This is a genomic window from Candidatus Nomurabacteria bacterium, assembly GCA_023898645.1.
In the GTDB taxonomy this organism is placed as follows: Bacteria; Patescibacteriota; Saccharimonadia; order Saccharimonadales; family Saccharimonadaceae; genus UBA2112.
Genome location: CP060232.1, coordinates 132,204 through 151,194 on the forward strand (window position 1 = coordinate 132,204; position 18,991 = coordinate 151,194).

The 18,991-nt window shown below is 47.3% G+C and carries 30 protein-coding genes and 2 tRNA genes; 20 read left to right on the plus strand and 12 right to left on the minus strand.

Annotation, left to right across the window (positions count from 1 at the left end):
* Positions 1 to 13: 13 nt before the first annotated feature.
* Positions 14 to 700 carry a DsbA family protein gene (locus H6797_00550; protein ID USN96679.1) on the minus strand — a complete coding sequence of 229 codons (687 nt, stop codon included), beginning with the start codon at positions 698 to 700 and terminating at the stop codon, positions 14 to 16.
* 60 nt (positions 701 to 760) lie between these two features.
* Between H6797_00550 and H6797_00555 the strand changes: the two genes are divergently transcribed.
* The 5 genes from H6797_00555 to H6797_00575 all read left to right on the plus strand — a co-directional run bounded on the left by H6797_00555 (position 761) and on the right by H6797_00575 (position 4,920).
* On the plus strand, positions 761 to 1,669 hold the full coding sequence (locus H6797_00555; protein USN96680.1) for a CBS domain-containing protein: 909 nt from the start codon (positions 761 to 763) through the stop codon (positions 1,667 to 1,669).
* 184 nt (positions 1,670 to 1,853) lie between these two features.
* Positions 1,854 to 3,620, plus strand: a complete 1,767-nt coding sequence (aspS, locus tag H6797_00560; protein USN96681.1) for an aspartate--tRNA ligase — start codon at positions 1,854 to 1,856, stop codon at positions 3,618 to 3,620.
* Between the two features lie 71 nt (positions 3,621 to 3,691).
* The gene (locus H6797_00565; protein ID USN96682.1) at positions 3,692 to 3,913 is read left to right on the plus strand and encodes a hypothetical protein; all 222 of its coding nucleotides are present in this window, start codon (positions 3,692 to 3,694) and stop codon (positions 3,911 to 3,913) included.
* A gap of 17 nt (positions 3,914 to 3,930) precedes the next feature.
* Entirely contained in the window at positions 3,931 to 4,308 is a 378-nt protein-coding gene (locus H6797_00570; protein ID USN96683.1) for a YtxH domain-containing protein, read from the plus strand.
* A 138-nt stretch (positions 4,309 to 4,446) separates the two neighbouring features.
* A complete protein-coding gene (locus tag H6797_00575; protein ID USN96684.1) occupies positions 4,447 to 4,920 on the plus strand; it encodes a hypothetical protein in 474 nt (157 codons plus the stop codon).
* A gap of 116 nt (positions 4,921 to 5,036) precedes the next feature.
* On the opposite strand, the gene H6797_00580 is transcribed toward H6797_00575, so the two are convergent.
* Together H6797_00580 and msrA are read right to left on the minus strand one after the other, a co-directional pair.
* Positions 5,037 to 5,669, minus strand: a complete 633-nt coding sequence (locus H6797_00580; protein USN96685.1) for an MBL fold metallo-hydrolase — start codon at positions 5,667 to 5,669, stop codon at positions 5,037 to 5,039.
* Positions 5,669 to 6,205 (minus strand): peptide-methionine (S)-S-oxide reductase MsrA, encoded by a 537-nt coding sequence (msrA, locus tag H6797_00585; GenBank protein USN96686.1) that lies wholly within the window; start codon positions 6,203 to 6,205, stop codon positions 5,669 to 5,671. Before msrA ends, H6797_00580 begins: the two co-directional genes overlap by 1 nt.
* Positions 6,206 to 6,226: 21 nt before the next feature.
* On the opposite strand from msrA, the gene H6797_00590 reads away from it, so the two are divergent.
* From H6797_00590 to H6797_00610, 5 genes are all read left to right on the plus strand, one after another.
* A complete protein-coding gene (locus tag H6797_00590) occupies positions 6,227 to 7,018 on the plus strand; it encodes an A/G-specific adenine glycosylase (protein USN96687.1) in 792 nt (263 codons plus the stop codon).
* A 25-nt stretch (positions 7,019 to 7,043) separates the two neighbouring features.
* Complete coding sequence (locus tag H6797_00595; GenBank protein USN96688.1) at positions 7,044 to 7,589, plus strand: hypothetical protein; 546 nt, start codon at positions 7,044 to 7,046, stop codon at positions 7,587 to 7,589.
* Positions 7,586 to 7,960, plus strand: a complete 375-nt coding sequence (locus H6797_00600; GenBank protein USN96689.1) for a hypothetical protein — start codon at positions 7,586 to 7,588, stop codon at positions 7,958 to 7,960. The genes H6797_00595 and H6797_00600 overlap by 4 nt, the downstream gene beginning before the upstream one ends.
* Before the next feature lie 2 nt (positions 7,961 to 7,962).
* The gene (trmB, locus tag H6797_00605) at positions 7,963 to 8,625 is read left to right on the plus strand and encodes a tRNA (guanosine(46)-N7)-methyltransferase TrmB (protein ID USN96690.1); all 663 of its coding nucleotides are present in this window, start codon (positions 7,963 to 7,965) and stop codon (positions 8,623 to 8,625) included.
* An 84-nt stretch (positions 8,626 to 8,709) separates the two neighbouring features.
* Positions 8,710 to 9,123, plus strand: coding sequence for a hypothetical protein (locus tag H6797_00610; protein USN96691.1), 414 nt, complete (start codon positions 8,710 to 8,712; stop codon positions 9,121 to 9,123).
* 83 nt (positions 9,124 to 9,206) lie between these two features.
* Here the strand turns inward: H6797_00610 and H6797_00615 are convergent, their stop codons facing one another.
* Complete coding sequence (locus H6797_00615) at positions 9,207 to 9,770, minus strand: hypothetical protein (GenBank protein ID USN96692.1); 564 nt, start codon at positions 9,768 to 9,770, stop codon at positions 9,207 to 9,209.
* Positions 9,757 to 9,987, minus strand: a complete 231-nt coding sequence (locus tag H6797_00620) for a hypothetical protein (GenBank protein USN96693.1) — start codon at positions 9,985 to 9,987, stop codon at positions 9,757 to 9,759. Before H6797_00620 ends, H6797_00615 begins: the two co-directional genes overlap by 14 nt.
* 135 nt (positions 9,988 to 10,122) lie before the next feature.
* Here H6797_00620 and H6797_00625 point away from each other — a divergent pair, with 135 nt between their 5' ends.
* Entirely contained in the window at positions 10,123 to 10,794 is a 672-nt protein-coding gene (locus tag H6797_00625; GenBank protein USN96694.1) for an NUDIX domain-containing protein, read from the plus strand.
* Positions 10,795 to 10,824: 30 nt separating this feature from the next.
* A complete protein-coding gene (locus tag H6797_00630) occupies positions 10,825 to 11,160 on the plus strand; it encodes a nucleoside triphosphate pyrophosphohydrolase family protein (protein ID USN96695.1) in 336 nt (111 codons plus the stop codon).
* Here H6797_00630 and H6797_00635 read toward each other — a convergent pair.
* Entirely contained in the window at positions 11,157 to 12,416 is a 1,260-nt protein-coding gene (locus H6797_00635; GenBank protein ID USN96696.1) for a hypothetical protein, read from the minus strand. The two genes, H6797_00630 and H6797_00635, sit on opposite strands and share 4 nt — an antisense overlap.
* Before the next feature lie 81 nt (positions 12,417 to 12,497).
* On the opposite strand from H6797_00635, the gene H6797_00640 reads away from it, so the two are divergent.
* The 4 genes from H6797_00640 (at position 12,498) to H6797_00655 (ending at position 14,117) form a co-directional block, all read left to right on the plus strand.
* Positions 12,498 to 13,124 (plus strand): hypothetical protein, encoded by a 627-nt coding sequence (locus H6797_00640; protein ID USN96697.1) that lies wholly within the window; start codon positions 12,498 to 12,500, stop codon positions 13,122 to 13,124.
* A 67-nt stretch (positions 13,125 to 13,191) separates the two neighbouring features.
* Positions 13,192 to 13,398, plus strand: a complete 207-nt coding sequence (locus H6797_00645) for a hypothetical protein (GenBank protein ID USN96698.1) — start codon at positions 13,192 to 13,194, stop codon at positions 13,396 to 13,398.
* A gap of 208 nt (positions 13,399 to 13,606) precedes the next feature.
* Positions 13,607 to 13,795, plus strand: coding sequence for a hypothetical protein (locus H6797_00650; protein USN96699.1), 189 nt, complete (start codon positions 13,607 to 13,609; stop codon positions 13,793 to 13,795).
* A 31-nt stretch (positions 13,796 to 13,826) separates the two neighbouring features.
* Positions 13,827 to 14,117, plus strand: a complete 291-nt coding sequence (locus tag H6797_00655) for a hypothetical protein (protein ID USN96700.1) — start codon at positions 13,827 to 13,829, stop codon at positions 14,115 to 14,117.
* A 65-nt stretch (positions 14,118 to 14,182) separates the two neighbouring features.
* Here the strand turns inward: H6797_00655 and H6797_00660 are convergent, their stop codons facing one another.
* On the minus strand, positions 14,183 to 14,584 hold the full coding sequence (locus tag H6797_00660) for a hypothetical protein (protein ID USN96701.1): 402 nt from the start codon (positions 14,582 to 14,584) through the stop codon (positions 14,183 to 14,185).
* A gap of 133 nt (positions 14,585 to 14,717) precedes the next feature.
* Positions 14,718 to 14,793: transfer RNA gene (locus tag H6797_00665), tRNA-Ile, on the minus strand.
* A 163-nt stretch (positions 14,794 to 14,956) separates the two neighbouring features.
* Here H6797_00665 and H6797_00670 point away from each other — a divergent pair.
* The 3 genes from H6797_00670 to H6797_00680 all read left to right on the plus strand — a co-directional run bounded on the left by H6797_00670 (position 14,957) and on the right by H6797_00680 (position 15,697).
* Entirely contained in the window at positions 14,957 to 15,406 is a 450-nt protein-coding gene (locus H6797_00670; protein ID USN96702.1) for a septum formation initiator family protein, read from the plus strand.
* Positions 15,407 to 15,453: 47 nt separating this feature from the next.
* Positions 15,454 to 15,529, plus strand: a tRNA-Met gene (locus tag H6797_00675).
* Positions 15,530 to 15,535: 6 nt separating this feature from the next.
* Complete coding sequence (locus H6797_00680) at positions 15,536 to 15,697, plus strand: hypothetical protein (GenBank protein ID USN96703.1); 162 nt, start codon at positions 15,536 to 15,538, stop codon at positions 15,695 to 15,697.
* Positions 15,698 to 15,797: 100 nt separating this feature from the next.
* Here the strand turns inward: H6797_00680 and H6797_00685 are convergent, their stop codons facing one another.
* The 4 genes from H6797_00685 to H6797_00700 form a co-directional block, all read right to left on the minus strand.
* Complete coding sequence (locus H6797_00685) at positions 15,798 to 16,172, minus strand: hypothetical protein (protein ID USN96704.1); 375 nt, start codon at positions 16,170 to 16,172, stop codon at positions 15,798 to 15,800.
* 116 nt (positions 16,173 to 16,288) lie between these two features.
* Complete coding sequence (locus H6797_00690; GenBank protein USN96705.1) at positions 16,289 to 17,662, minus strand: NAD(P)/FAD-dependent oxidoreductase; 1,374 nt, start codon at positions 17,660 to 17,662, stop codon at positions 16,289 to 16,291.
* An 8-nt stretch (positions 17,663 to 17,670) separates the two neighbouring features.
* On the minus strand, positions 17,671 to 17,955 hold the full coding sequence (locus H6797_00695; GenBank protein ID USN96706.1) for a hypothetical protein: 285 nt from the start codon (positions 17,953 to 17,955) through the stop codon (positions 17,671 to 17,673).
* Positions 17,955 to 18,689 carry a hypothetical protein gene (locus H6797_00700; protein ID USN96707.1) on the minus strand — a complete coding sequence of 245 codons (735 nt, stop codon included), beginning with the start codon at positions 18,687 to 18,689 and terminating at the stop codon, positions 17,955 to 17,957. Before H6797_00700 ends, H6797_00695 begins: the two co-directional genes overlap by 1 nt.
* Positions 18,690 to 18,840: 151 nt before the next feature.
* On the opposite strand from H6797_00700, the gene H6797_00705 reads away from it, so the two are divergent.
* Positions 18,841 to 18,990, plus strand: a complete 150-nt coding sequence (locus H6797_00705; GenBank protein ID USN96708.1) for a hypothetical protein — start codon at positions 18,841 to 18,843, stop codon at positions 18,988 to 18,990.
* Position 18,991 lies beyond the last annotated feature (1 nt).

The following is an 18,991-nucleotide window of genomic DNA, read 5'->3' on the forward strand; positions in this document are numbered from 1 at the left end:
GATACGAGAACGGTTACTTGAGAGCTTCGTCGATAGCCTTCTTTAGTTCGCTACCGTTACCATTTATGATACTTGAAGCGACCTTGTCGGAAACGGTGGTGCCGTTTAAGACAAATGTTGGTGTACCGGATACCTTTGCTTTGTTGCCGAGTGCCATGTCAAAAGTGATTTTCTTGTTGACGTTGTTTGCGCCCATGTCTGATTTGAATTTGTCGATGTTTGCTATGCCGAGCTGTTTGGCATAGTTGACGAAAAAGCCGGTTCGCTTGTCAATGGAAGCGCTCGACCAGTCATTTTGAGTCTCATATAATTTATCGTGCATTTCCCAGTACTTGCCCTGAAGTCCGGCTGCTTCGGCCGCTGCGGCTGCCGCCCTAGCATTCGGGTGCATAGTCGCAAGCGGGTAGTTGCGGAACACGAAGGTGATCTTCGATGCGTACTCAGAAGTAACTGATTTTACTTGCGGGAAGGCCTGTCCACAGTATGGGCATTCGAAGTCGCCGTATTCGACGAGAAGGACTTTGCCGTCTTTTTTGTCGAGTACGTGATCGGCGATATTGCCATTCGACGCGCTCGCAGACTGTATTTTGTTTTGGTCGATCTTGTCGACGTTGATTTTGTCTTTTTGCGATACAAAAATAAGCCCACCTAGGACCGCAACGCAAATGACAGTAAATATGATCCAAGTTTTTTTACTCACGAGATTCCTCCACTGGCTCAGGGCCGATTAACTCTCTCCATTATATAGTATAGTTAACGTATGACAACGCTTTCGCTAATATTATGGTTCATCGTGCTGGTCTTGATGCTGGTGGTGCTTTCTATTCGGCCACAGCGTACGCGACATAGTTGGTCGGAACTCAACCGACGGGGTGATAAATCGACGATACGGCGCGAACGACTACTAGGCGACGTCATGGCTCTAAGACGAGTGACTGTGGGGCTGCTTCTTGTTTGTCTGCTACTACTAGGTATGGCCATGTGGCAGGTGATGGGCATTGTAGTCGTTGTTGGTGCATGGTTAGTAGCCGGTGCTGCTGCGAGATTGCAGCTATTGCATTCATTGGCTATGAAGCTTTACGCGCTACTGGAGCCGCAATTGCTAATGTTTGTTGAAAAGGTGCCGCTACTAGGTCAGCTATTTCGCGTCGACAAGTACGTGCCGCATGACCAGAGGCTAGAGTCGGTTGAGCACCTACTCCAATTAGTAGATAGTTCAGGGCACGTCCTGACAGATGATCAGCGCGATATGGTTCGGCGGGGCGTCAATTGGCATACGACGGCAGTCGGATCAATCATGGTTTCGGTAAAAGACATTATGAGCGTTAAGTACAATGAACTGCTTGGTCCGCTTGTGCTCGATGATTTGCATCGTAGCGGGCACAATCGATTCCCGGTGTTTCGCGGGTCAATCGACAACATTATAGGCATACTTGATATTACTGACCTTCTGGAAGTAAGCGCTACAAAACGATCGGAAACTGCTGAACAGACCATGTCATCTGATGTACTGAGAATTGAGTTTGACGAACCGCTACCTGCAGCTATGGCGTTGCTGCAAAAGAGCCATCGGCACATGCTGATCGTGGTAGATGAGGGCGGACGGACGGCCGGATTGGTGACTCTCGCGGACATCGCAGGTTCGTTACTTGGCAAAAACAGAGGCTAGAGCCTGTCAAAGAACTCAGTATTCTACCTATAAACCGTGTATTTTCGGTCGGATAACAGCCTGTAGTTTCGCGAGGTAGCTACGGCTACCTCTTGTCGCTTCAGGCTATTCCCAACTCGAAAATATACAGTTTCGGTGACATAAGAGTTCTTAGATAGGCTCTAAAATGTTAAAATAACAAGATATGACACGAACACTATCTACTGATACGACAGGAAAAATTGGAGAAAACATAGAAGTAAGCGGTTGGGTTAATAGTCGCCGCGATCACGGCGGGCTTATTTTTGTTGATCTTCGTGACCATACTGGCATTGTTCAGCTAGTCATAAATCCTGAAAGTTCAGAGGCATTTTCTCTGGCCGAAACCATTCGCGACGAGTACGTTGTTACGGCGCGTGGCATCGTAAAGGAACGCGACGATAGTCTGAAGAATCCCCATATTTCCACCGGCGGAATCGAGATTGTGGTAAATGAGTTACGGCTGTTGAATAAATCAGAACCGCTACCTGTCAATGTGCATGACGACGGTCAGCAGTCTGGTGAGGAATTGCGACTGAAGTATCGCTTCTTGGACTTGCGAAGGCCAAAGATGCAGAATCTTCTGAAAGAGCGCGCGGAATATTACAAGGCCCTTCGTTCGTATATGGATGAAAACGATTTTACGGAAGTAACAACGCCGATTCTAGCAAACTCTAGCCCGGAAGGTGCCCGTGATTTTCTGGTACCATCACGAGTGCATCCTGGTAAATTTTACGCTCTACCGCAGGCTCCACAGCAATTTAAGCAATTACTGATGGTCGGCGGCGTGTCTCGCTACTACCAAATTGCGACATGTTTCCGCGACGAAGATCCACGAGCGGATCGTTTGTACGGAGATTTTTATCAGCTCGATCTTGAAATGGCATTTGTAGAAGATGGCAACGGAGTACGATCGACTATGGAACCGCTCATTACGCGACTAGTGACGGATTTTGCTAAAAAGGAATTTGTAAATGCTGAACCAGACGGCACCGTGAAGCGTCTGTCGTACCAGGACTCAATCGAGACGTATGGCTCAGACAAGCCAGACCTGCGTTTTGATATGAAGCTTGTTGAGCTAAACGACGCGTTAGCGAATACCGAGTTTGGCGTATTTAAGAATGCCGAGGTGGTCAAGGCGATTTGCGTTAAGGGTGGAGCACAGCTAAGCCGTTCGCAAATCGATGGTTTTACCGAAATTGCCAAGTCTGAAGGTGCTGGCGGTTTGGCGTATATTACATACGAAAACGGCGAAGCAAAATCGCCAATCGCGAAGTTTTTGACTGGAGATGAATTGGCTGCTATCAAGGATCGGACCGGTGCTGACGACGGCGATGCCGTGTTCTTTGGTGCCGATACTCGCAAGACAGTTAACAAAGTACTTGGTCGTTTGCGTAGCGAATTCGCTGATCATTTTGGCCTGAAGGATCCAAATAAAGTAGCACTTGCATGGATTGTTGATTTTCCGTTTTATGAGCGTGATGAAAAAACGGGCAAGTTAGACTTTGGTCACAATCCGTTTAGTATGCCAAAGGGCGGACTAGAAGCTATCCGCGGCGACGACAAAGAATCAATTCTTGCCGATCAGTACGACATGGTCATGAACGGCTACGAAATTTGCTCCGGTGCCGTGCGTAACTATGCACCCGATGTTATGTATGAAGCATTTGCTGCTGTCGGTTATGAAAAAGGTCATGTCGATGATCGTTTTGGTGCGATGATCAACGCGTTTAAATACGGTGCGCCGCCGCACGCAGGTTGCGCGTTCGGTATCGACCGTATCTTTATGGTGCTTATGGGTGAAGAAAACATACGCGAAGTAGTGGCATTTCCAAAGAATGGCTCGGGCGTAGATGCCATGATGGACTCACCAAGTGTGGTTGACGCTGCGCAACTTCAAGAGTTGTCCATATCGGTGAATGAAAACGAGTAGTTGTTATACTAACAACGTATGATGTTTAGTTAACAACACAATAGAAGTCTAATAAACGCTATAATAGAAGTATGACTGACAGTACAGCTATCATCATTCTTCTGACCACGGCCGTTATATTGCTGTCGGTAATCGTAGTCGTGTTTCTCGGTGTCGTAACATTGTTGCTGTTTCGAGTTAATCGAATCATCAAGCACGTTGAAAGTGTCAGCAAAAATGTTGCAGAGGCTTCGGCGTGGTTTACGCCAGGCAAATTATTCAGTACGGTATTGGATTTATTTAATCGCGATTAACTCTAAGGAGGTACGATATGTCAAAACTATTTAAACTAACTATTGCGTCGATTGCTGGTTTTGCAGCTGGTATTTTGCTTGCACCAAAAAGCGGTAAAGAAACGCGAGCAGACTTGAAAAAGAAGGCCGACGAGGCAAAGAAAAAGGCCGCTCAAAAGGCAGACATGCTGAAAGATGCTGCTGATGAGAGCAAAGATACGCTTAAACATGGTGCAGACAGCGCTAGTAAAGAAGCTGTTGAATTTGGTCGTAGTGCCAAAGCTACTGCAGAGCGTATAGCCGCAGAGGCTGCCGAGTTAGGTGGTGAGGCTCGCACTCGAGCTCGTCGTGTAGCTGAAGAAGCAAAGAAGACTGCGTCGACCATACAAAAGGACGCCAAAGAACACTTACGATAAACCGATACATACTGGATAAGAGCGTCCAAGTAATTGGGCGCTCTTGCGTTAGGATTGACAAAAACCACGACAAGTATTAAAATAGGCGACAATCCAGACGCAACACTGCGTTGGAAGAACCGAGAGGATGTGAGTAACATGAGTCAGTCGACTCTGGACCGTGATCTTCAATCAGGGACGAGTAACAAGACGTATGAAACCGTGGTGATTGACGACCAGATCGTAGACCTCAAAGCAAATCAAACCGTTGAGTTTGCAGTTGATGACGAAACGACGATTTGTGTCGTCACCCGCACGGGTAAGAGGGGCGACCCTCGAATCTTCGAACGTCTTCCGCTTCATGGTGACCTGCAGCAATATGTCGTCGTGCCGGCACGCGTCGTTTTAACGAACGGCAAGCCGTATCATGGTGACAGATACACAGCAGTTGGCTATTGCGAGCGACTTCGAAAGCTGATTTTCCTTCACGATGCAATCGACAAATGGAGCACCAGAGAGATTGTGTCATGGGCGGTGTACCGTTCCGACGGTCCATCAAAACAACACGATCTGGGCATCAAAGAGATTCGTGTTGTTCCGCTCGAAAGCAAGGAATCAAGTGTCTCTAGCTGACGACAAGTCCCCGTAATGGCAAATCTGTCATTACGGGGACCTCAACTCTTCCTCTCGGTTCTATATAATTCTTTATAAACCAGCTTGACTGGTTATTCATTTGGCCGACGAACCGGTTATGCTTCAAGAGGCTTAGTGTCGATACGCTCGTATGTGGTGTCAATATTTTTAGCAATCATTGAAACCATACGGTCAACCATAGCCTTGCCGATGTCGGACAAGATTGCATCGTGGGTCGGAAAGGCTCGTTGCGGCTTAACGGTCTGTAGGAACTCGAATGTTTCGCTAATTTTTAGCCACGGCGCGGCTACGGGTAGGGCAAGTATTTCGACGGGCTTGTTCGGAACAGTGAATGAATCGCCTGGGTAATATAGTCGTTCATTAATCATGACGCCAAGATTTGCAAACGTTGGCCAGCTTTCGGCAATAATCGCGTGTTTGCCGCCAACGAATTCGAGAGTAAAGTTATCCATTGTAAGTTTGTCGCCTGCGTTTACTATTTTGGTTTTGAACTCAGTAAGTTTGGCCGCGACATCTGGGTGGGCCATGACGATAGTTTCGGGGTTCTTGTCGAATATTTGTTGCAAGTGCGCCGCAGTCATGTGATCGGCGTGTTCATGTGTAATGACGATACCGATAACATTGTCAGGAATCACAAGATCTGAACTATATTCGCCGGGATCAACGATTAATGATTTATTGTCATTTTCTACGACAAAACAAGCGTGTCCGAATTTGGTAATTTTCATTAGGCATGCTCCTCCTCTTTGAAATACTGCTTGTATGCATTTCGTGCTTTTACAATCTTCGGTTCGATAACAATCGAGCAGTAGCCATTGCCGGGATTATTGTTGAAATAATCCTGGTGGTAGTTTTCGGCGGGGTAAAACATGTTCAATGGTTTGACTTCTGTAACAATCGGATTGTTCCAGTGCTTTTTGGCACGCTCTATTGCCGATTTAAATGCTTCTTTTTGTGAATCATCAGCGTAAAACATAGCTGAACGATATTGTGTGCCGATGTCGTTGCCTTGTTGATTGAGTGTCGTAGGGTCGTGAATCAAAAAAAACAAATCGAGTATGACGTCACCCGGGACGATGGACTCATCGAACGTCACCTCTACTGATTCAGCGTGACCGGTTGAGCCAAGCGATACTTGGTCGTAAGTTGGCGTAGGTAAATCGCCGCCAGTATAGCCACTGACGACGTTTTCTACACCTTTAATCCGACGATAGACGGCGTCCAGACACCAGAAGCAACCGCCTGCAAGAGTATAAGTAGTCATAATACAAGTATACTGGTATTTATGAATCATGACGAATTTCAGAGGTTTATCCGCCAGCAGGGCGAGGAGCGATATCGTGATATGCCTTGGCGGCGCGACACACGACCGTATTATGTGTTGGTGAGCGAACTGATGCTACAACAGACACAGGTTGATCGCGTGATTCCTAAATTTGAAAATTTTATAGCAGAGTTTCCCGACGAGCAAACTTTGGCCATTTCGCCACTGGCTAACGTGCTTCGACTTTGGCAGGGGCTTGGCTATAATCGCCGTGCGAAATTTCTGCATGAATCGGCAAAGAGAATCGTTGAGCTTGGTAGTTTTCCTACAGACGAAGCGGGTCTGGTGGCTTTGCCTGGCGTCGGAAAAAACACGGCAGGTGCGGTTATGGCGTATGCATATAATCAGCCAGCGATTTTCATAGAGACTAATGTTCGTGCGGTTTACATACATCATTTTTTCAGTAATAGCGAGCTAGTCGACGATAAGGACATTCACGAGCTTTTGGTTCAGACGATCGATCAAGAACGTCCACGCGAATTCTATTGGGCACTGATGGACTATGGAAGTTATTTAAAAAAACAAGGCGTTACGCCAGAACGAAGCCGTCATTATAAAAAGCAGTCGCCACTAAAAGGTAGCGTACGTGAAGTTCGCGGACGCATTATAGCGGAACTTATCACAAGAGACCTTACGTTTGATCGGCTACGGCGAATTGTTGGTGACGATGGACGTTTTGAGCTGGCGCTTGACGGTTTAACTCACGACGGACTGGTGGTGAGAAACGGCAATCAGATTCATTTGACCGCGTAGTGATCATAAGGGATAATAGAGGACAATGAAATTGAAAGCCTTGAGCCTTATCACAGGGGTAGTCGCCATCACCTTAGTGGGTATTGTGCCTGTGTTTGCTCAATCTACAACAACCATGACAGATTCGCACATCGCGAAGATCAAAATGAACTGCCAGACAGCGCGTGCGTCGCTGAGTCAGATTCACGCCAATGACGCACCTGTTTACATTAATCGTAATCAGACGTATTTTTCGATAGGCGACAAGATGATGGCAACGCTGAACAGTCGCTTGTCGTTAAACAGATACGATGCAAGTCAGCTCGTAAAGACGGCCAGCGACTACAATGATAGCGTTGGACAATTTCGCAATGCATACCGAAGCTATGATAATGCTATGACGACTGCGATTAATACAGACTGCATGAAGCAGCCAGTTGGCTTTTATGACAGTGTGGCGGCGGCTCGTGCAGCCAGGCAAAAGGTTCACGACATCGTCGTCAAGCTGACGAGCGAAATCAGTCAATATCGGAGCGAAGTGCGAGCATTTGAAGCAAAAAACCTGTCTTCACCTACGGAGGGCCGACCATGAACGAGCCGACTGTATCAACGGACGAAGTAGCACCAAAAGCATGGTATCGGCAAGAACTTGTAGTGTTTATTTTTGGAAGTTTAATAATTGCCGGGGTATTGGTGATGCTCGGTTTGGGACTCTATGTGTCGAGTGGATCTAACTTGTTAGATGCAAGTCGGCCAGGTTTTAAGTCTGTTCGAAACGAAATTGACCAGTTTGATTCGTTCCAGACGTTTCCGTCTAGCGGTTCAGTTAGTCGTGACACGATTGATCAGTTTTTGAAGCTCTATGATAAGCAAGTTCAGCCTGTGACTGACAACGACGTTTACAATGCGAATACACTCGATGATCAGGTGTTGGGTATTGATGAGCCGTCGGCGGGTGAGTAGGCATGAGAATCGATCCCGATACGTTCGTCATTAAGCGGCGTCGCAAAAAATATAAGTTCGCGTTGTTTGCGAACTCGTCACTTTGTTATGAATTTGAAGATTGGAAGTCGCAAGCTGTTGACGCTATAGAGTTAGGAGCTGGCACGGGTCTATTTAGCGTTGAAATGGCGACCAAGCATCCAGAAAAGCAGTTTGTTGCCGTTGACGTAAAAGCCGATCGTCTGCAAAAAGGCGCGCGCGAGGCTGAAGCTCGCAATCTAACGAATATTCGCTTTATTCGTGCCCGTGCCGACCAATTGGGCGAGTTAGCACCAAAGCACTCGGTAGGCTCGCTATGGCTAACGTTTCCTGATCCGTTTCCGAAAAAGCGCGCGGCTGGTCGTCGTATGACGCACCCGCGCTTTTTAAGGATTTATGCTGAAGTGCTACGTTCAGACGGTGCGTTCTTTTTAAAGCATGACAACCCAGAGTTTTTCCGGTGGAGTTTGGAACAAATAGTAGCCGAAAAGTGGCGCATCGAAGAATTGTCATTTGATTTGCACGAATCGAATTTATCTGAGGATTATAAAATCCTGACCACATATGAGCGGCGATGGCTAAATGAAGGGCTCTCAACGAATTTTGTACATGCCAAACAGCCCATGCTTGCACAAACCGACCGCTAATATTTAACTTATACCACTGCGAATCAGTCATCGCTAATTTGGCGGTAGATAATGCAGTGTTTTTTGACAGAAGAGGTGAGTTACGTGACGCAAATCATTTCGGATGGCGCGTTGTTTCATCATGCGCACGACAGTACGGGCAACGGCTATAACGCTTTTGTAAAAAAAGCAATACAAGCTCAGAACGACGGCAGTCTTGCTGTGCTGAAAAGCGAGGTTGCTCGGGTTGCAAGTGACATCAATTTCAATCTGATGCAGGGTGACCGGATCGACAAACGGATTAGCATGGCAAAATATCTTGCTAAGCAAAAGCTGATAGTCCCGATTCCCAATCGCTATATCGAGAGTGCAAATACAGGTGTCGTCAATAAATGGTCAGTACACGACGAGCTTAAGGCGTGGGGTTTTGAGCCGACAATGCTTAAAATCAACATCAAGAAGCGTCGACGGTTTAACACACGTGAATGTTACGTTGAAATAACATTCAAGAAAAAGTGATGTACTACGAGGCGGCGGGCTCACCCCTTCTGTCCTCGTCATTTGCTGTTGATTAGTCGACGTTAGAAGACGAGAGAAATTATTTATTGGTGTTGCATCACCGTGTCGAGCCTGGGCAGGGCGATACCTGTGCCATAGATAAACGTGGTATTTCCGTAAGCGCGAAATCCGTATGAGCCGAGCTCGATACGCCGGTATCTATCAACGATATCGTACGTATTTGGTCCGGTTTCTTCGACTTCCGTAACGATGAATTTTTTTAAAAACTCCCTAGCGTCGCGAATCATTTCTTTTAAATTTTCCTGTGTTGCATCGGTATTAATTAGTTCCAATTTCATGAAGTATGGGTGATGGAGTCTGTCGTATGATTTTTCTATGCGAAAGCACGGTGTTATACAGCAGGCCTTGGCTATGATTGCGCCACGACGCATTAATTCAATAAAACTTTGCTCTCCACTGCCCACGAGCTCCCCGTATTGAACCGATGTTCCGATTGCACCAACGGGCAGGGTGACGGCTAATGATTCGTGGCTCACGGCCCACGGCACTTCCATGTAGTGGTATCCGAGGTTTTCATAGTAATCGAGACCAGTGGTTAATTTTCGATAATCGATATGTCGTGGTTCGGTATAACTAACGCCTACCATTTTCAAAAGCCCTCCTCGTAATTCGCGACATTGTTATAAGATCTTCGATACTGTTTGATGGGTGATGTTTTTCCAGATAAAGCGCTATAGCGCCAATCAGATCGGACAGTTCGACAAGCGCCATGATTTTCGCGTCTTGCCTTTCGGCGTCTTGCAGCTCGAGTACTTCCTCGAGAAGCTTGCTTGATTCTCCAATGACCCCTTTTGGTATTTCCATGAGATGATAGCCGGGTTTTTTAGCGGGTTTTTCGTACCTTGGCAATCCAGGTTCCTTTCTGTGCAATTTAGCGATCACATTATCAGCGTATCGTGATATCATCAAAGTATCTAGTAAGTATAATTTGACTCAAATATGGTTGATATAACAGTAGTAAAACATCACATTCAAAAAAATATCTTGAGTATTTTAATGCACCAAAAGATGGCGCGTTTTCGCGACATGCGGCCACCTCGTACCGACACCAATCTCTATAGCTACCACCTTGGTCAATTGTTAAAAGCTGGTTTGGTCAAAAAGACTGACGGCGGCTATACGCTCGACACTGCCGGCCTTGTGTACATAGACCGGCTTAATGCCGAAAAGCTTTTTGCGCGCCAACAGCCCAAAATCGTGACGATGCTCGTCATCCAAAACAGTGACGGCGACGTACTTTTGCAGCGTCGAAGTAAGCAGCCATATATCGACCAGTGGTCGTTGCCACATGGTAAACTCCACATCGAAGATGCGTCACTGGAAGCTGCCGCAAAACGTGAGGCTGCCGAGAAGTTGAACGTTCATAATCAAGACATGAGTCATGCTGGCGATTGCTATATCCGTGTACGCTATGGAGATGGCGCCACGATAGTTACATTAGCCCATGTCTTTACGTTTAACCGCGATGACATAAAAACTACCGAACAGACCATTTGGGCGCGTCCGCATAAATTGCATACTATGGATCTTGCGCCAGGTATTACTGACGTTATCGCTCGGACATTTTTCCGCGACCCGTTTTATTTTGAAGAGTTCGAACAGTCTGTGTAGTTCGACTTTAAAGTCCTGTAGAATGAAAACATGAAAGAATATGGAGAAAAGGCGATTTCAACGCTGACGTCGAATCACGCTTACGGGAGTATTACGCCCGATCTCATGGCGCAGGTACTTGGCTTGGTCGGAGAAAGCGGTGAAGTGGCAGAAAAATTCAAAAAACTTGTTCGCGACAAGGGTGGTGAGATTTCCGAAGAGGATAGACAAGAGCTGCTCAAGGAGCTTGGCGATATCCTGTGGTATGTTAATGCGGTATCAGTATTGCTTGGAAGCTCACTCGAAGAGACGGCATCGAAAAATCTGGAAAAAGTATTGAGCCGAAAGGCTCGTGGAAAAACACATGGCAGCGGTGACAATCGCTAGGTTTTACGATCGGTATTTTTAACTTTTTCACGCAGCCATTCGTCAATCGAGCCGGCACCCATGCAAAGAACTAGCGCACCACGGTCGCGCAGTTCCTGTATGTACCACCATAAATTGTCGTTAAGTTCCGCTTGATGCAGGGCGTGTCTGTTAGTGACGTTTACTGCGAGTTCTGCTGGAGTCAGGACGGGCTGGTCTTTGTCTTCGCGTGTCAGGTAAGTTGGCAACCAATAAACTTCACTAGTGCCTTCGAAGCAATCAGTGTACTGATCGACAAGCGAGTATTGTCGCATGTTTTGATGGGGCTGATACACGAGTACAACATCGTCGTTGAGTTCTCGAGCCATCTGTATTGTTGCTTTAATTTCAGTCGGGTGATGTCCGTAGTCGCTGTAAAGATTCGGCAATATCTGCTCAAATCGTCGGTCCGTTCCGGGGAAGTTATTGAGCGCGCCTGTCGCGTCGCCATCTATACCGAGTCTCTCTATGGCTTTAACGACTAAACTGGCATTTTGCCGATTGTGTTTGCCGGCAAGCGTGACGTTTGCTATGTTGCTGTCACTGAGTGCCCAAGTGTTTTGTGGCTGACCTAGTTTTTTGGCGTCATCTTGCCACAAAATCGTGAAATCGCTCTGGACGACGAACTCCTGAAAAGCTGCGCGATATGATTCGCTTGTCGGATACGTGTCCGGGTGGTCGTAATCGAGCGAAGTTATGAGCGACAAATAAGGGCGGAAATGCAGGAAGTTGCGATCGAACTCGTCGCATTCGTATATGAAATACTGACTGCCGGGTTCGTAATGACCGCTCGGTCCGAATGATAGCGTGGTGCCGACAGAATAGCTAACAGGAATGTTGAGATGTTTGAATGTCCAGACAGCCATGGCTGTGGTTGTTGTCTTGCCGTGTGTACCTGCGACGGCAATTAGCTTAAGGTCTTTGTCTTTTATGATATATGACAGCAGCTGGTCGCGCTTGGTTATTTTGATACCAAGCTCCCTTGCCGCCATTAACTCAGGGTTGCTGTCAGGTATACCAGATGAGTAAACGAGCCAGGTAATCGGTTGGATCGCATGTGCCTCACGAAGGAACGAGCCGTCTTGTTTGTAGTTGATCATTACGCCGCGCTCGTGAAGGTGCGTGGACATCAGACTCTCAGCCTGGTCTGATCCTTTGACTTGATAGCCGGCATCGAGTGCGATTTCAGCAAGCGGACCAAGTCCGACGCCGCCGATGCCGCAAAAGTATATATTCATACAAGTCTAGTATAGCGTGATATAAGCGTGAGCGCCAAGCGAATCATGCTATAATTTATCCAATATAGACGGTGGGACAACGTGGCAGACAAACGAAAAGTTCGACACAGTATCAGACAGTTGCAGCATCTTAAGACGTGGCAGCTGCTTATTTTGTTGATGCTTGCGGGTTTTGTTACAGCGACATTTCTACGATTAAACAATATCGGGATGGAGCAGCGGAGAAGCGCTGTGCTGCAGGCTGACAAAACTGGTGACCAGAATGCCATCAAAGGTAGACTGTACGACCTGCAGCGTTACGTGACTGCACACATGAATTCTGACATGGGCTCGATCTACCTGGAAGGTCAATACCGCCGCGACACGCAGCAGGCCATAGATTCTGCAAGCGGCGACAGTCCTAACGGTAATATTTACAAAAAGGCTCAGGATGTCTGCGCGCCAAAATTTACTCATTATTCATACGCTTACTTGCAGTGCACTGTTAATTACTTGTCGCAATTCGGACCAGCAGATAGCCCGTCGTCGGACGTGAAGCTACCCAAGGCGGACGCCTATCGCTATAGTTTCATTTCACCTCTGTGGTCGCCAGATTTCGCCGGCTTTTCGATGCTATTTTGCCTGTTTATCGTATTAATTATTTTTACCCGTTGGATTACACTAGCAATCCTAAAAGCTATGCTAAAAATGCGTAACAGGGGACCGTAGGTGTTGACATGGGACGCCTGACACGGTAATCTAGCCTCTGTATAGCACTAAAGGAGGTATAAGACCAATGGCTTACAAACACACTAACTCAAAGGGCGTGACCTACTACCTGCACAAGACTACTGTTACCTTGCGCGGCGGCAAACCACAGACTATCTTCTTCTTCGCTAAGGTAGAGAAGAACGAAAAAGGTGAACCAACTGATCTTCCAGAAGATCGCGTTGTCAAGGAAAACCCACGTAACGGTTTCCTAACCATCTCAAAGAAAAAATAATACCTTTTGGTATACTTCCAGAACCGCCCCTTTCAACAGGGGCGGTTTGTTGTTGTAATCTGCGTATATCTTGTGGAAAAGGTATTGCAGCATGAGCGTAATAAATGGTAAACTCGATTCAAACAAACAGGTGCCAAATGAGCCGCGGGACGTTATATGCGTTCCGCGGCTCTTTATGTTACCGAGGTGAAAGTTTATAATAGTAAGTATGGACAAAGAGACATCGCCACCACCATCAGAAGACGAGCCAGAAGCCGTAATCATACCGTTTCCTGATGAAGATAAGGAATTAAAAGAAGCCATGAGTCGTCACCCTGCAAGGGGTACGAAAACCACAGCTGAAATATTAGCTCAGTTGGGACTGGATAATACACCCGACGACCCCGACACGGCTTGAGTATTCATAATAGTTATGCTATAATATATTTATGGACAAAGAAAAGCCAAATCCCATACGAGAGGATTTAGGGTACGACCTACCACCGTCGGAAGAGATGACGCTCGACCAGGCAAAGGCGTTGCATGCCCAGGGCTTGGGCGGCAAAAAGGCTGAACGGATCGTGAAACGCGAGCAGGATAGGCAATTTTTCGATAGCCAACACGGTGTAGATTCGACTCTTCCGCCGTTAACGCCCGAAGAAGTTGAACGCAGCCATCGTGGACATGCGTTAGCTAGTGAGGCTCTGAAAAGAGCAAAAGAAAAAAAGAAAGACGACTAAAATTCGTGAACGAAAGTAAAAGACCCCAAGCTAACGCTGTGGGGTCTGTATTTATCGACTGGCTTTTACCAATCGAGTCTTGGTTTGATGAAGTGCTTTTTGAAGTGGTCGCGTAGTCGCGTCCATTCATGCTCAAGTGCCGCCAAATAACTGGCTTTCTTGGCCTGTGCACCATCAGAATAGCCGAAATTTTTCGTCAAATCTGATGCTACGGTTTGGAACGAAATTTCCGCTGGGTACGCCAGGCGGTTTACGTTTCGCAGATTACCGTAGATACGTTCCAGGATTGCCAAGCGGGCCTCAAGGTCCATCTGGACAAGCGCAGAATGGCTCTCGCGCATCTTGCGACGTATACTTGCGACTTCGTATTCGCAAAACGTCAGAATTTTTTCCACGATTATGCTGTCAGACGTCCATTCAATCGGTGCATACCGGTCCGTGCCATACAAATTTAACGGATATGCCACTTTTTTCACTCCTAAGACTCAAAGAACTAAACAGCAGTATCATACAACGAAAGTGACGTATATGCAACGTCAATTTTGCAAATCAATTTTATACAGAGTGATAACGATTAATTCTGCTTATTTAACTTTATTCTGGTGGGGCTGGTAGGAATCGAACCTACTACCAAGTGGTTATGAGCCGCCTGCTCTAACCGATGAGCTACAGCCCCATGCCAGAATAAAACCAAATAAGCTAGTTAGCTCGTCTTTGTCTATTTTATCATCACTACGCTATATTTGTATGTTTTGAACAAATATATCACTTCATCGTCTCTGAAAAACTTGCATGAGCAATCTTTTCGCTTGTCTCCTAGTGTTATAATAGTAAAAACAATGCAAAACAGACAAATAAAACGATTCATTTACACCGTTCGCCATCAGTATATGACGATGAACAATATGGTGCTTGCGGTGGCGGTGGTCATTGCCGTTGGCTGGGCGTGGTCGTCGGTTGAGGCGGTGCAACGTAACTACCAGCTGCAAAAAGAAGTGAACGATAAGAGGCGTCAAGCGAAGCTCATTGAATTGCAAACCGAAAACCTGCAGTTCGAACAGAACTATTATAAGAGCAATGAATATCTTACGCTCGAAGCAAAGCGACGATTAGGATTGGTGGAACCGGGTGAAAAAGTTTTGATATTACCAGCGAACTCAGCTTCTGTCGTAGCAGAGGATCAGGCCGAAAAGAACGCGGATACGTTGCTTCCAGATGACGTACCGCCCCCGCCGCCTCTTACCCAATGGCTTGATTTTTTGTTTGGTGCTAAGCCAAACGCTCGATAGGAGATTTGCAAAATCGGGCTTACGGTGATACCATAGTACTCACATGCCGCGGGGTGGAGCAGTGGTCAGCTCGGTTGGCTCATAACCAACAGGTCGCAGGTTCAAATCCTGCCCCCGCAACCAAGAAAAATGCCTGTCAGAAAAGACAGGCTTTTTTCTTGGTTCTGGCGCCGATTGAATCTGCGACTTTTTGCGAAGCAAAAATGGTCGCAGGGTCGCGCAGTGAACGAAGTGAAAGAAAGCGCGAAGCATTTTCTTGAGCGAGTGAACGGAGGAGGCTTTAGCCGATAATCCTACCCTGATCACTTCGTAAAATTAACAAAAAAGAGGAGAGAAGGCGCTACTCGCGAGGAGGTACTGAAACCTCCTCGCGAGTGCTACGCTGATATATTTAGCATCTGCCGTTGCATCTTGCCATAATTCGATTGTAGTCGGCGAGGGCATTGAACCACATATTTTCTATCCAATTCAGGAAAACTTGTAGGGGTTGTGGGTCAGAGAAGCAGTCAAAATAGTCTGGTGCGTAGGCTACGGTTAGCACGATTTCTCTACCGCATGTCGTCTGAGTGACGAGTACTCCATCTGCATATAACGTCTCGATCTTCCTTTTTATTTCGTTGAACTTTTCGAGCATCATGGACGCTTGAAATGAAAAGTGACGTCGACGTATAACTTGATGGTCGCAGTTGATGCTCCCCCCGTAAGATATGGGCACGATCCTGACGGCTGCGTATACTTTTTCTTGTTGCATCGCCTTCTCTCTCATAGGTTTACTCGTGATGCGCGGGGCATCACGAGGTGCGACCGTGGAATTGTATCTACGGTACAGTACTATTTAATGCTTATGTCGAATTTGGGTCAGTGAGATAGGTAACAGTAACACTATGATAGTTTGCTTGCGGCAACGCGAATAGCTTCCGACCAAGTCAGGAAGGCGTGGGGAGTGGCGGCAATTTGTGCGGCGGTGTGGCCGTATTTGATGGCCAGGGCAAGCTCATGAATCATTTCTTCGGCTCCTGGCGCCATGATTGTCGCTCCGAGTAGTACGCCCTTTTTATCGGTGATGAGTTTGACGAATCCGTCGTGGAAATCGCTAACGTTGCTACGGGCGACTATGCTAAGCGGTGCCGTCGCTTTTTTGACATGCAGGTCACGACGTAGGCAATCGTCTTCGCTGAGGCCTACAGAAGCGATGGCAGGATAGGTGAAGACGACACGGGGCAAGGCAGTGTAGTCGGGGACTAGTTTGTTGCGAGACAGTATGTTTTGGGCGACTACCCTACTCTCTAGTAATGCAGCATGCGTGTAGCCGTGACGTCCGAGTACGTCACCCGTGGCGTAGATATGTTTCGTGCTTGTTTGTAGGTGATCGTTGACTATGATGCCTTTGGCCGTGTATTCGACGCCGGCGTTTTCTAGTCCTATGTCGACGTTTGGTGTTCGGCCAGCGGTAATCAAAACTTCATCAACGCGTAGGGAATGCTCATGGCCGCCGCGATTGTAGGTGACGCGGCGAGCAATGTTTTCGTTTTCGATGACGAGTGTGCGGGTTTGGGTGAGTACAGTGACATTTTTCTGCGTGGTTAGGATTTTTTCCATCAACTCCCCTGCCTCACTGTCGTAACCAGGAAGTAGGCGAGAAGCAATGTCCGCAATGTAGACTTTGGTGCCAAAGATTGCCATGAGTTGGGCGAGTTCTACACCAATGGGACCGCCGCCAACGATATATAGTGACTTTGGTGGTTTAAGAGACTCGAGTATGGTGCGGGGCGTTACATAATCCGCTTCGGAAAGTCCGTGGATGTCGGGGAGTGTCCATCCGGCGCCGGTTGAGATGATAAATGAAGCAGCCGAGTAGTTATGACGATTGACGCTTATTTCGTGCGGCGACAAAAAGTGCGCTTTGCCTTGGAGTGTCGCGATGCCTTCGTTTTCATAATATTTGCGATTGCCACCTGCGCCTGTTCGTTTGACGGCCATGTCCTTCCAGTCACGAAGAGACGGGTAGTTGTAGCCGATTGAACTGGAGCGTAGCCCGAAGCGCGTGCCAAGGCGCGCTTGATCAAAAAGTTGTGCCGCCTGAAGCAATGCCTTGATGGGAACGTCACCCCAGTTTGGACTGGTGCCACCAAATGTGTCAGCTTCAACAATTGCAACTTTTTTGCCTTCTCTGGCGGCTATAGTTGCAGCTGCGCTGCCGCCGGCGCCACTGCCGATAACGATAAGGTCAAAATCAAACTTAAGTTTCTTGGCCATAGGACTCCTTAGATAATGCTCCGATGATGTTGATAGAAATAGGCTGCTTCTGGGTGGTAACGGTTTAGGTGAGCACTGGCTATTCGACGTAGGTCGTGACTGGTGACGGCTGGTCTGGTGTCTAGCCACAATATGACGGCGTTGGATACGTTTCTGGCGGTCATGTTGGCTTCGCCTTCGGGTGTACGAACGGATAGGCAAGCGGCACGAATACTTTGTAGCAATTTGTCCGTGTCGAACGTTTCGGTTTTGCGCCTACCGGATCTCTTTACTACGTCTACGTAAAGTCCCATTACTGTGCTCCTATCGTGGAGGCAACGGCCACTGTGAGAACCTGCTCAACGTATACGTAGGCGGCTAAGATGATTAATCCGCTACCGGCAGCAAATTGCAAAAAGCGTTTGTTTGATTCACGCCAGTGTTGAATGCGGCTGAGCTTGTGTCCGCCACCGATCAGTATGCCGACGATCATAAGGGGCAAAATGGCAATGCCTGCGTAGAGTAGGACGCCGAGAAGTTGCCAGTCGGACGACAATTGTATCAGGACGAGAGCGGCGATAGTCAACGGGGCAAAGGTGAAAAGAAACTCGGCGAAGATGCTGGTGAGTCCCAGGCCGAAAGCTTCTGCTGATTCTTTGGTTGCCTTTGCCCTATCGCCCAAAAAGCGGGCAAAACTGCGAGGGATCCAGAGTGACGTGCCAGATTCATGACGGAAGTAAAATAACCACACGGACAACCCTACCCCGACTCCCCCGCCGGCGCATGCCGCCCAAACGAGTAGTGGAGTGCGAACGGGTAGGAGGGTGTTGAATGCGAAAGCAATAGAAGACAGAAGTAGGGCAACCATCACGCCAGCGCCTAATATGAAGCTGCCAGTCAGACGCATTAATCGTAGATGCGCTGTCTTGCGGCCGAGCGCATGACCACTCAGCAGGGTCAGCATACTGATACTCAGTTGGAAGCTGGCATGGCATACTGCCGCCAAAAGGACGATGGAGAACGAGGTGAGTAAGTCGAAACCGTGCATGTTTGTTTTTATCCTTTTGCATAATCTTACCATAAGTGTTACGTAGAGGTCAAAATTGATATAAATTCCTCAAAACACTATTGCTTATTTGTAAATTGTATGCTAATATAACTTTAGGTTTTGATAAAAACAAAAAAAGGAAAAAATCATAATGACACAAAAATCACAAAGGGTAAGTAAACTTGAGCAGGCACTCGATGCTCTCTCGCTGGCGACGTGGAATCGGCCTCGTTCAACCAACGAATTACAGGCCTTTTTGAACCGACGCGAAGCCGTTGTTGAAACAGTAGAAGCCGACTAAC

Excerpts from the sequence above, each read along its gene's own strand:
- H6797_00575 (USN96684.1), top strand. The coding sequence starts at position 4,447 with ATGAGTCAGTCGACTCTGGACCGTGATCTTCAATCAGGGACGAGTAAC.
- H6797_00700 (USN96707.1), bottom strand. The coding sequence starts at position 18,689 with ATGCACGGTTTCGACTTACTCACCTCGTTCTCCATCGTCCTTTTGGCG.
- H6797_00625 (USN96694.1), top strand. The coding sequence starts at position 10,123 with ATGGTTGATATAACAGTAGTAAAACATCACATTCAAAAAAATATCTTG.
- H6797_00645 (USN96698.1), top strand. The coding sequence starts at position 13,192 with ATGGCTTACAAACACACTAACTCAAAGGGCGTGACCTACTACCTGCAC.
- H6797_00685 (USN96704.1), bottom strand. The coding sequence starts at position 16,172 with ATGAGAGAGAAGGCGATGCAACAAGAAAAAGTATACGCAGCCGTCAGG.
- msrA (USN96686.1), bottom strand. The coding sequence starts at position 6,205 with ATGACTACTTATACTCTTGCAGGCGGTTGCTTCTGGTGTCTGGACGCC.
- H6797_00565 (USN96682.1), top strand. The coding sequence starts at position 3,692 with ATGACTGACAGTACAGCTATCATCATTCTTCTGACCACGGCCGTTATA.
- H6797_00630 (USN96695.1), top strand. The coding sequence starts at position 10,825 with ATGAAAGAATATGGAGAAAAGGCGATTTCAACGCTGACGTCGAATCAC.
- H6797_00580 (USN96685.1), bottom strand. The coding sequence starts at position 5,669 with ATGAAAATTACCAAATTCGGACACGCTTGTTTTGTCGTAGAAAATGAC.
- H6797_00615 (USN96692.1), bottom strand. The coding sequence starts at position 9,770 with ATGGTAGGCGTTAGTTATACCGAACCACGACATATCGATTATCGAAAA.
- H6797_00680 (USN96703.1), top strand. The coding sequence starts at position 15,536 with ATGCCTGTCAGAAAAGACAGGCTTTTTTCTTGGTTCTGGCGCCGATTG.
- aspS (USN96681.1), top strand. The coding sequence starts at position 1,854 with ATGACACGAACACTATCTACTGATACGACAGGAAAAATTGGAGAAAAC.
- H6797_00620 (USN96693.1), bottom strand. The coding sequence starts at position 9,987 with ATGGAAATACCAAAAGGGGTCATTGGAGAATCAAGCAAGCTTCTCGAG.
- H6797_00655 (USN96700.1), top strand. The coding sequence starts at position 13,827 with ATGGACAAAGAAAAGCCAAATCCCATACGAGAGGATTTAGGGTACGAC.
- H6797_00555 (USN96680.1), top strand. The coding sequence starts at position 761 with ATGACAACGCTTTCGCTAATATTATGGTTCATCGTGCTGGTCTTGATG.
- H6797_00570 (USN96683.1), top strand. The coding sequence starts at position 3,931 with ATGTCAAAACTATTTAAACTAACTATTGCGTCGATTGCTGGTTTTGCA.
- H6797_00650 (USN96699.1), top strand. The coding sequence starts at position 13,607 with ATGGACAAAGAGACATCGCCACCACCATCAGAAGACGAGCCAGAAGCC.
- H6797_00600 (USN96689.1), top strand. The coding sequence starts at position 7,586 with ATGAACGAGCCGACTGTATCAACGGACGAAGTAGCACCAAAAGCATGG.
- H6797_00690 (USN96705.1), bottom strand. The coding sequence starts at position 17,662 with ATGGCCAAGAAACTTAAGTTTGATTTTGACCTTATCGTTATCGGCAGT.
- H6797_00595 (USN96688.1), top strand. The coding sequence starts at position 7,044 with ATGAAATTGAAAGCCTTGAGCCTTATCACAGGGGTAGTCGCCATCACC.
- trmB (USN96690.1), top strand. The coding sequence starts at position 7,963 with ATGAGAATCGATCCCGATACGTTCGTCATTAAGCGGCGTCGCAAAAAA.
- H6797_00670 (USN96702.1), top strand. The coding sequence starts at position 14,957 with ATGCAAAACAGACAAATAAAACGATTCATTTACACCGTTCGCCATCAG.
- H6797_00705 (USN96708.1), top strand. The coding sequence starts at position 18,841 with ATGACACAAAAATCACAAAGGGTAAGTAAACTTGAGCAGGCACTCGAT.
- H6797_00695 (USN96706.1), bottom strand. The coding sequence starts at position 17,955 with ATGGGACTTTACGTAGACGTAGTAAAGAGATCCGGTAGGCGCAAAACC.
- H6797_00635 (USN96696.1), bottom strand. The coding sequence starts at position 12,416 with ATGAATATATACTTTTGCGGCATCGGCGGCGTCGGACTTGGTCCGCTT.
- H6797_00590 (USN96687.1), top strand. The coding sequence starts at position 6,227 with ATGAATCATGACGAATTTCAGAGGTTTATCCGCCAGCAGGGCGAGGAG.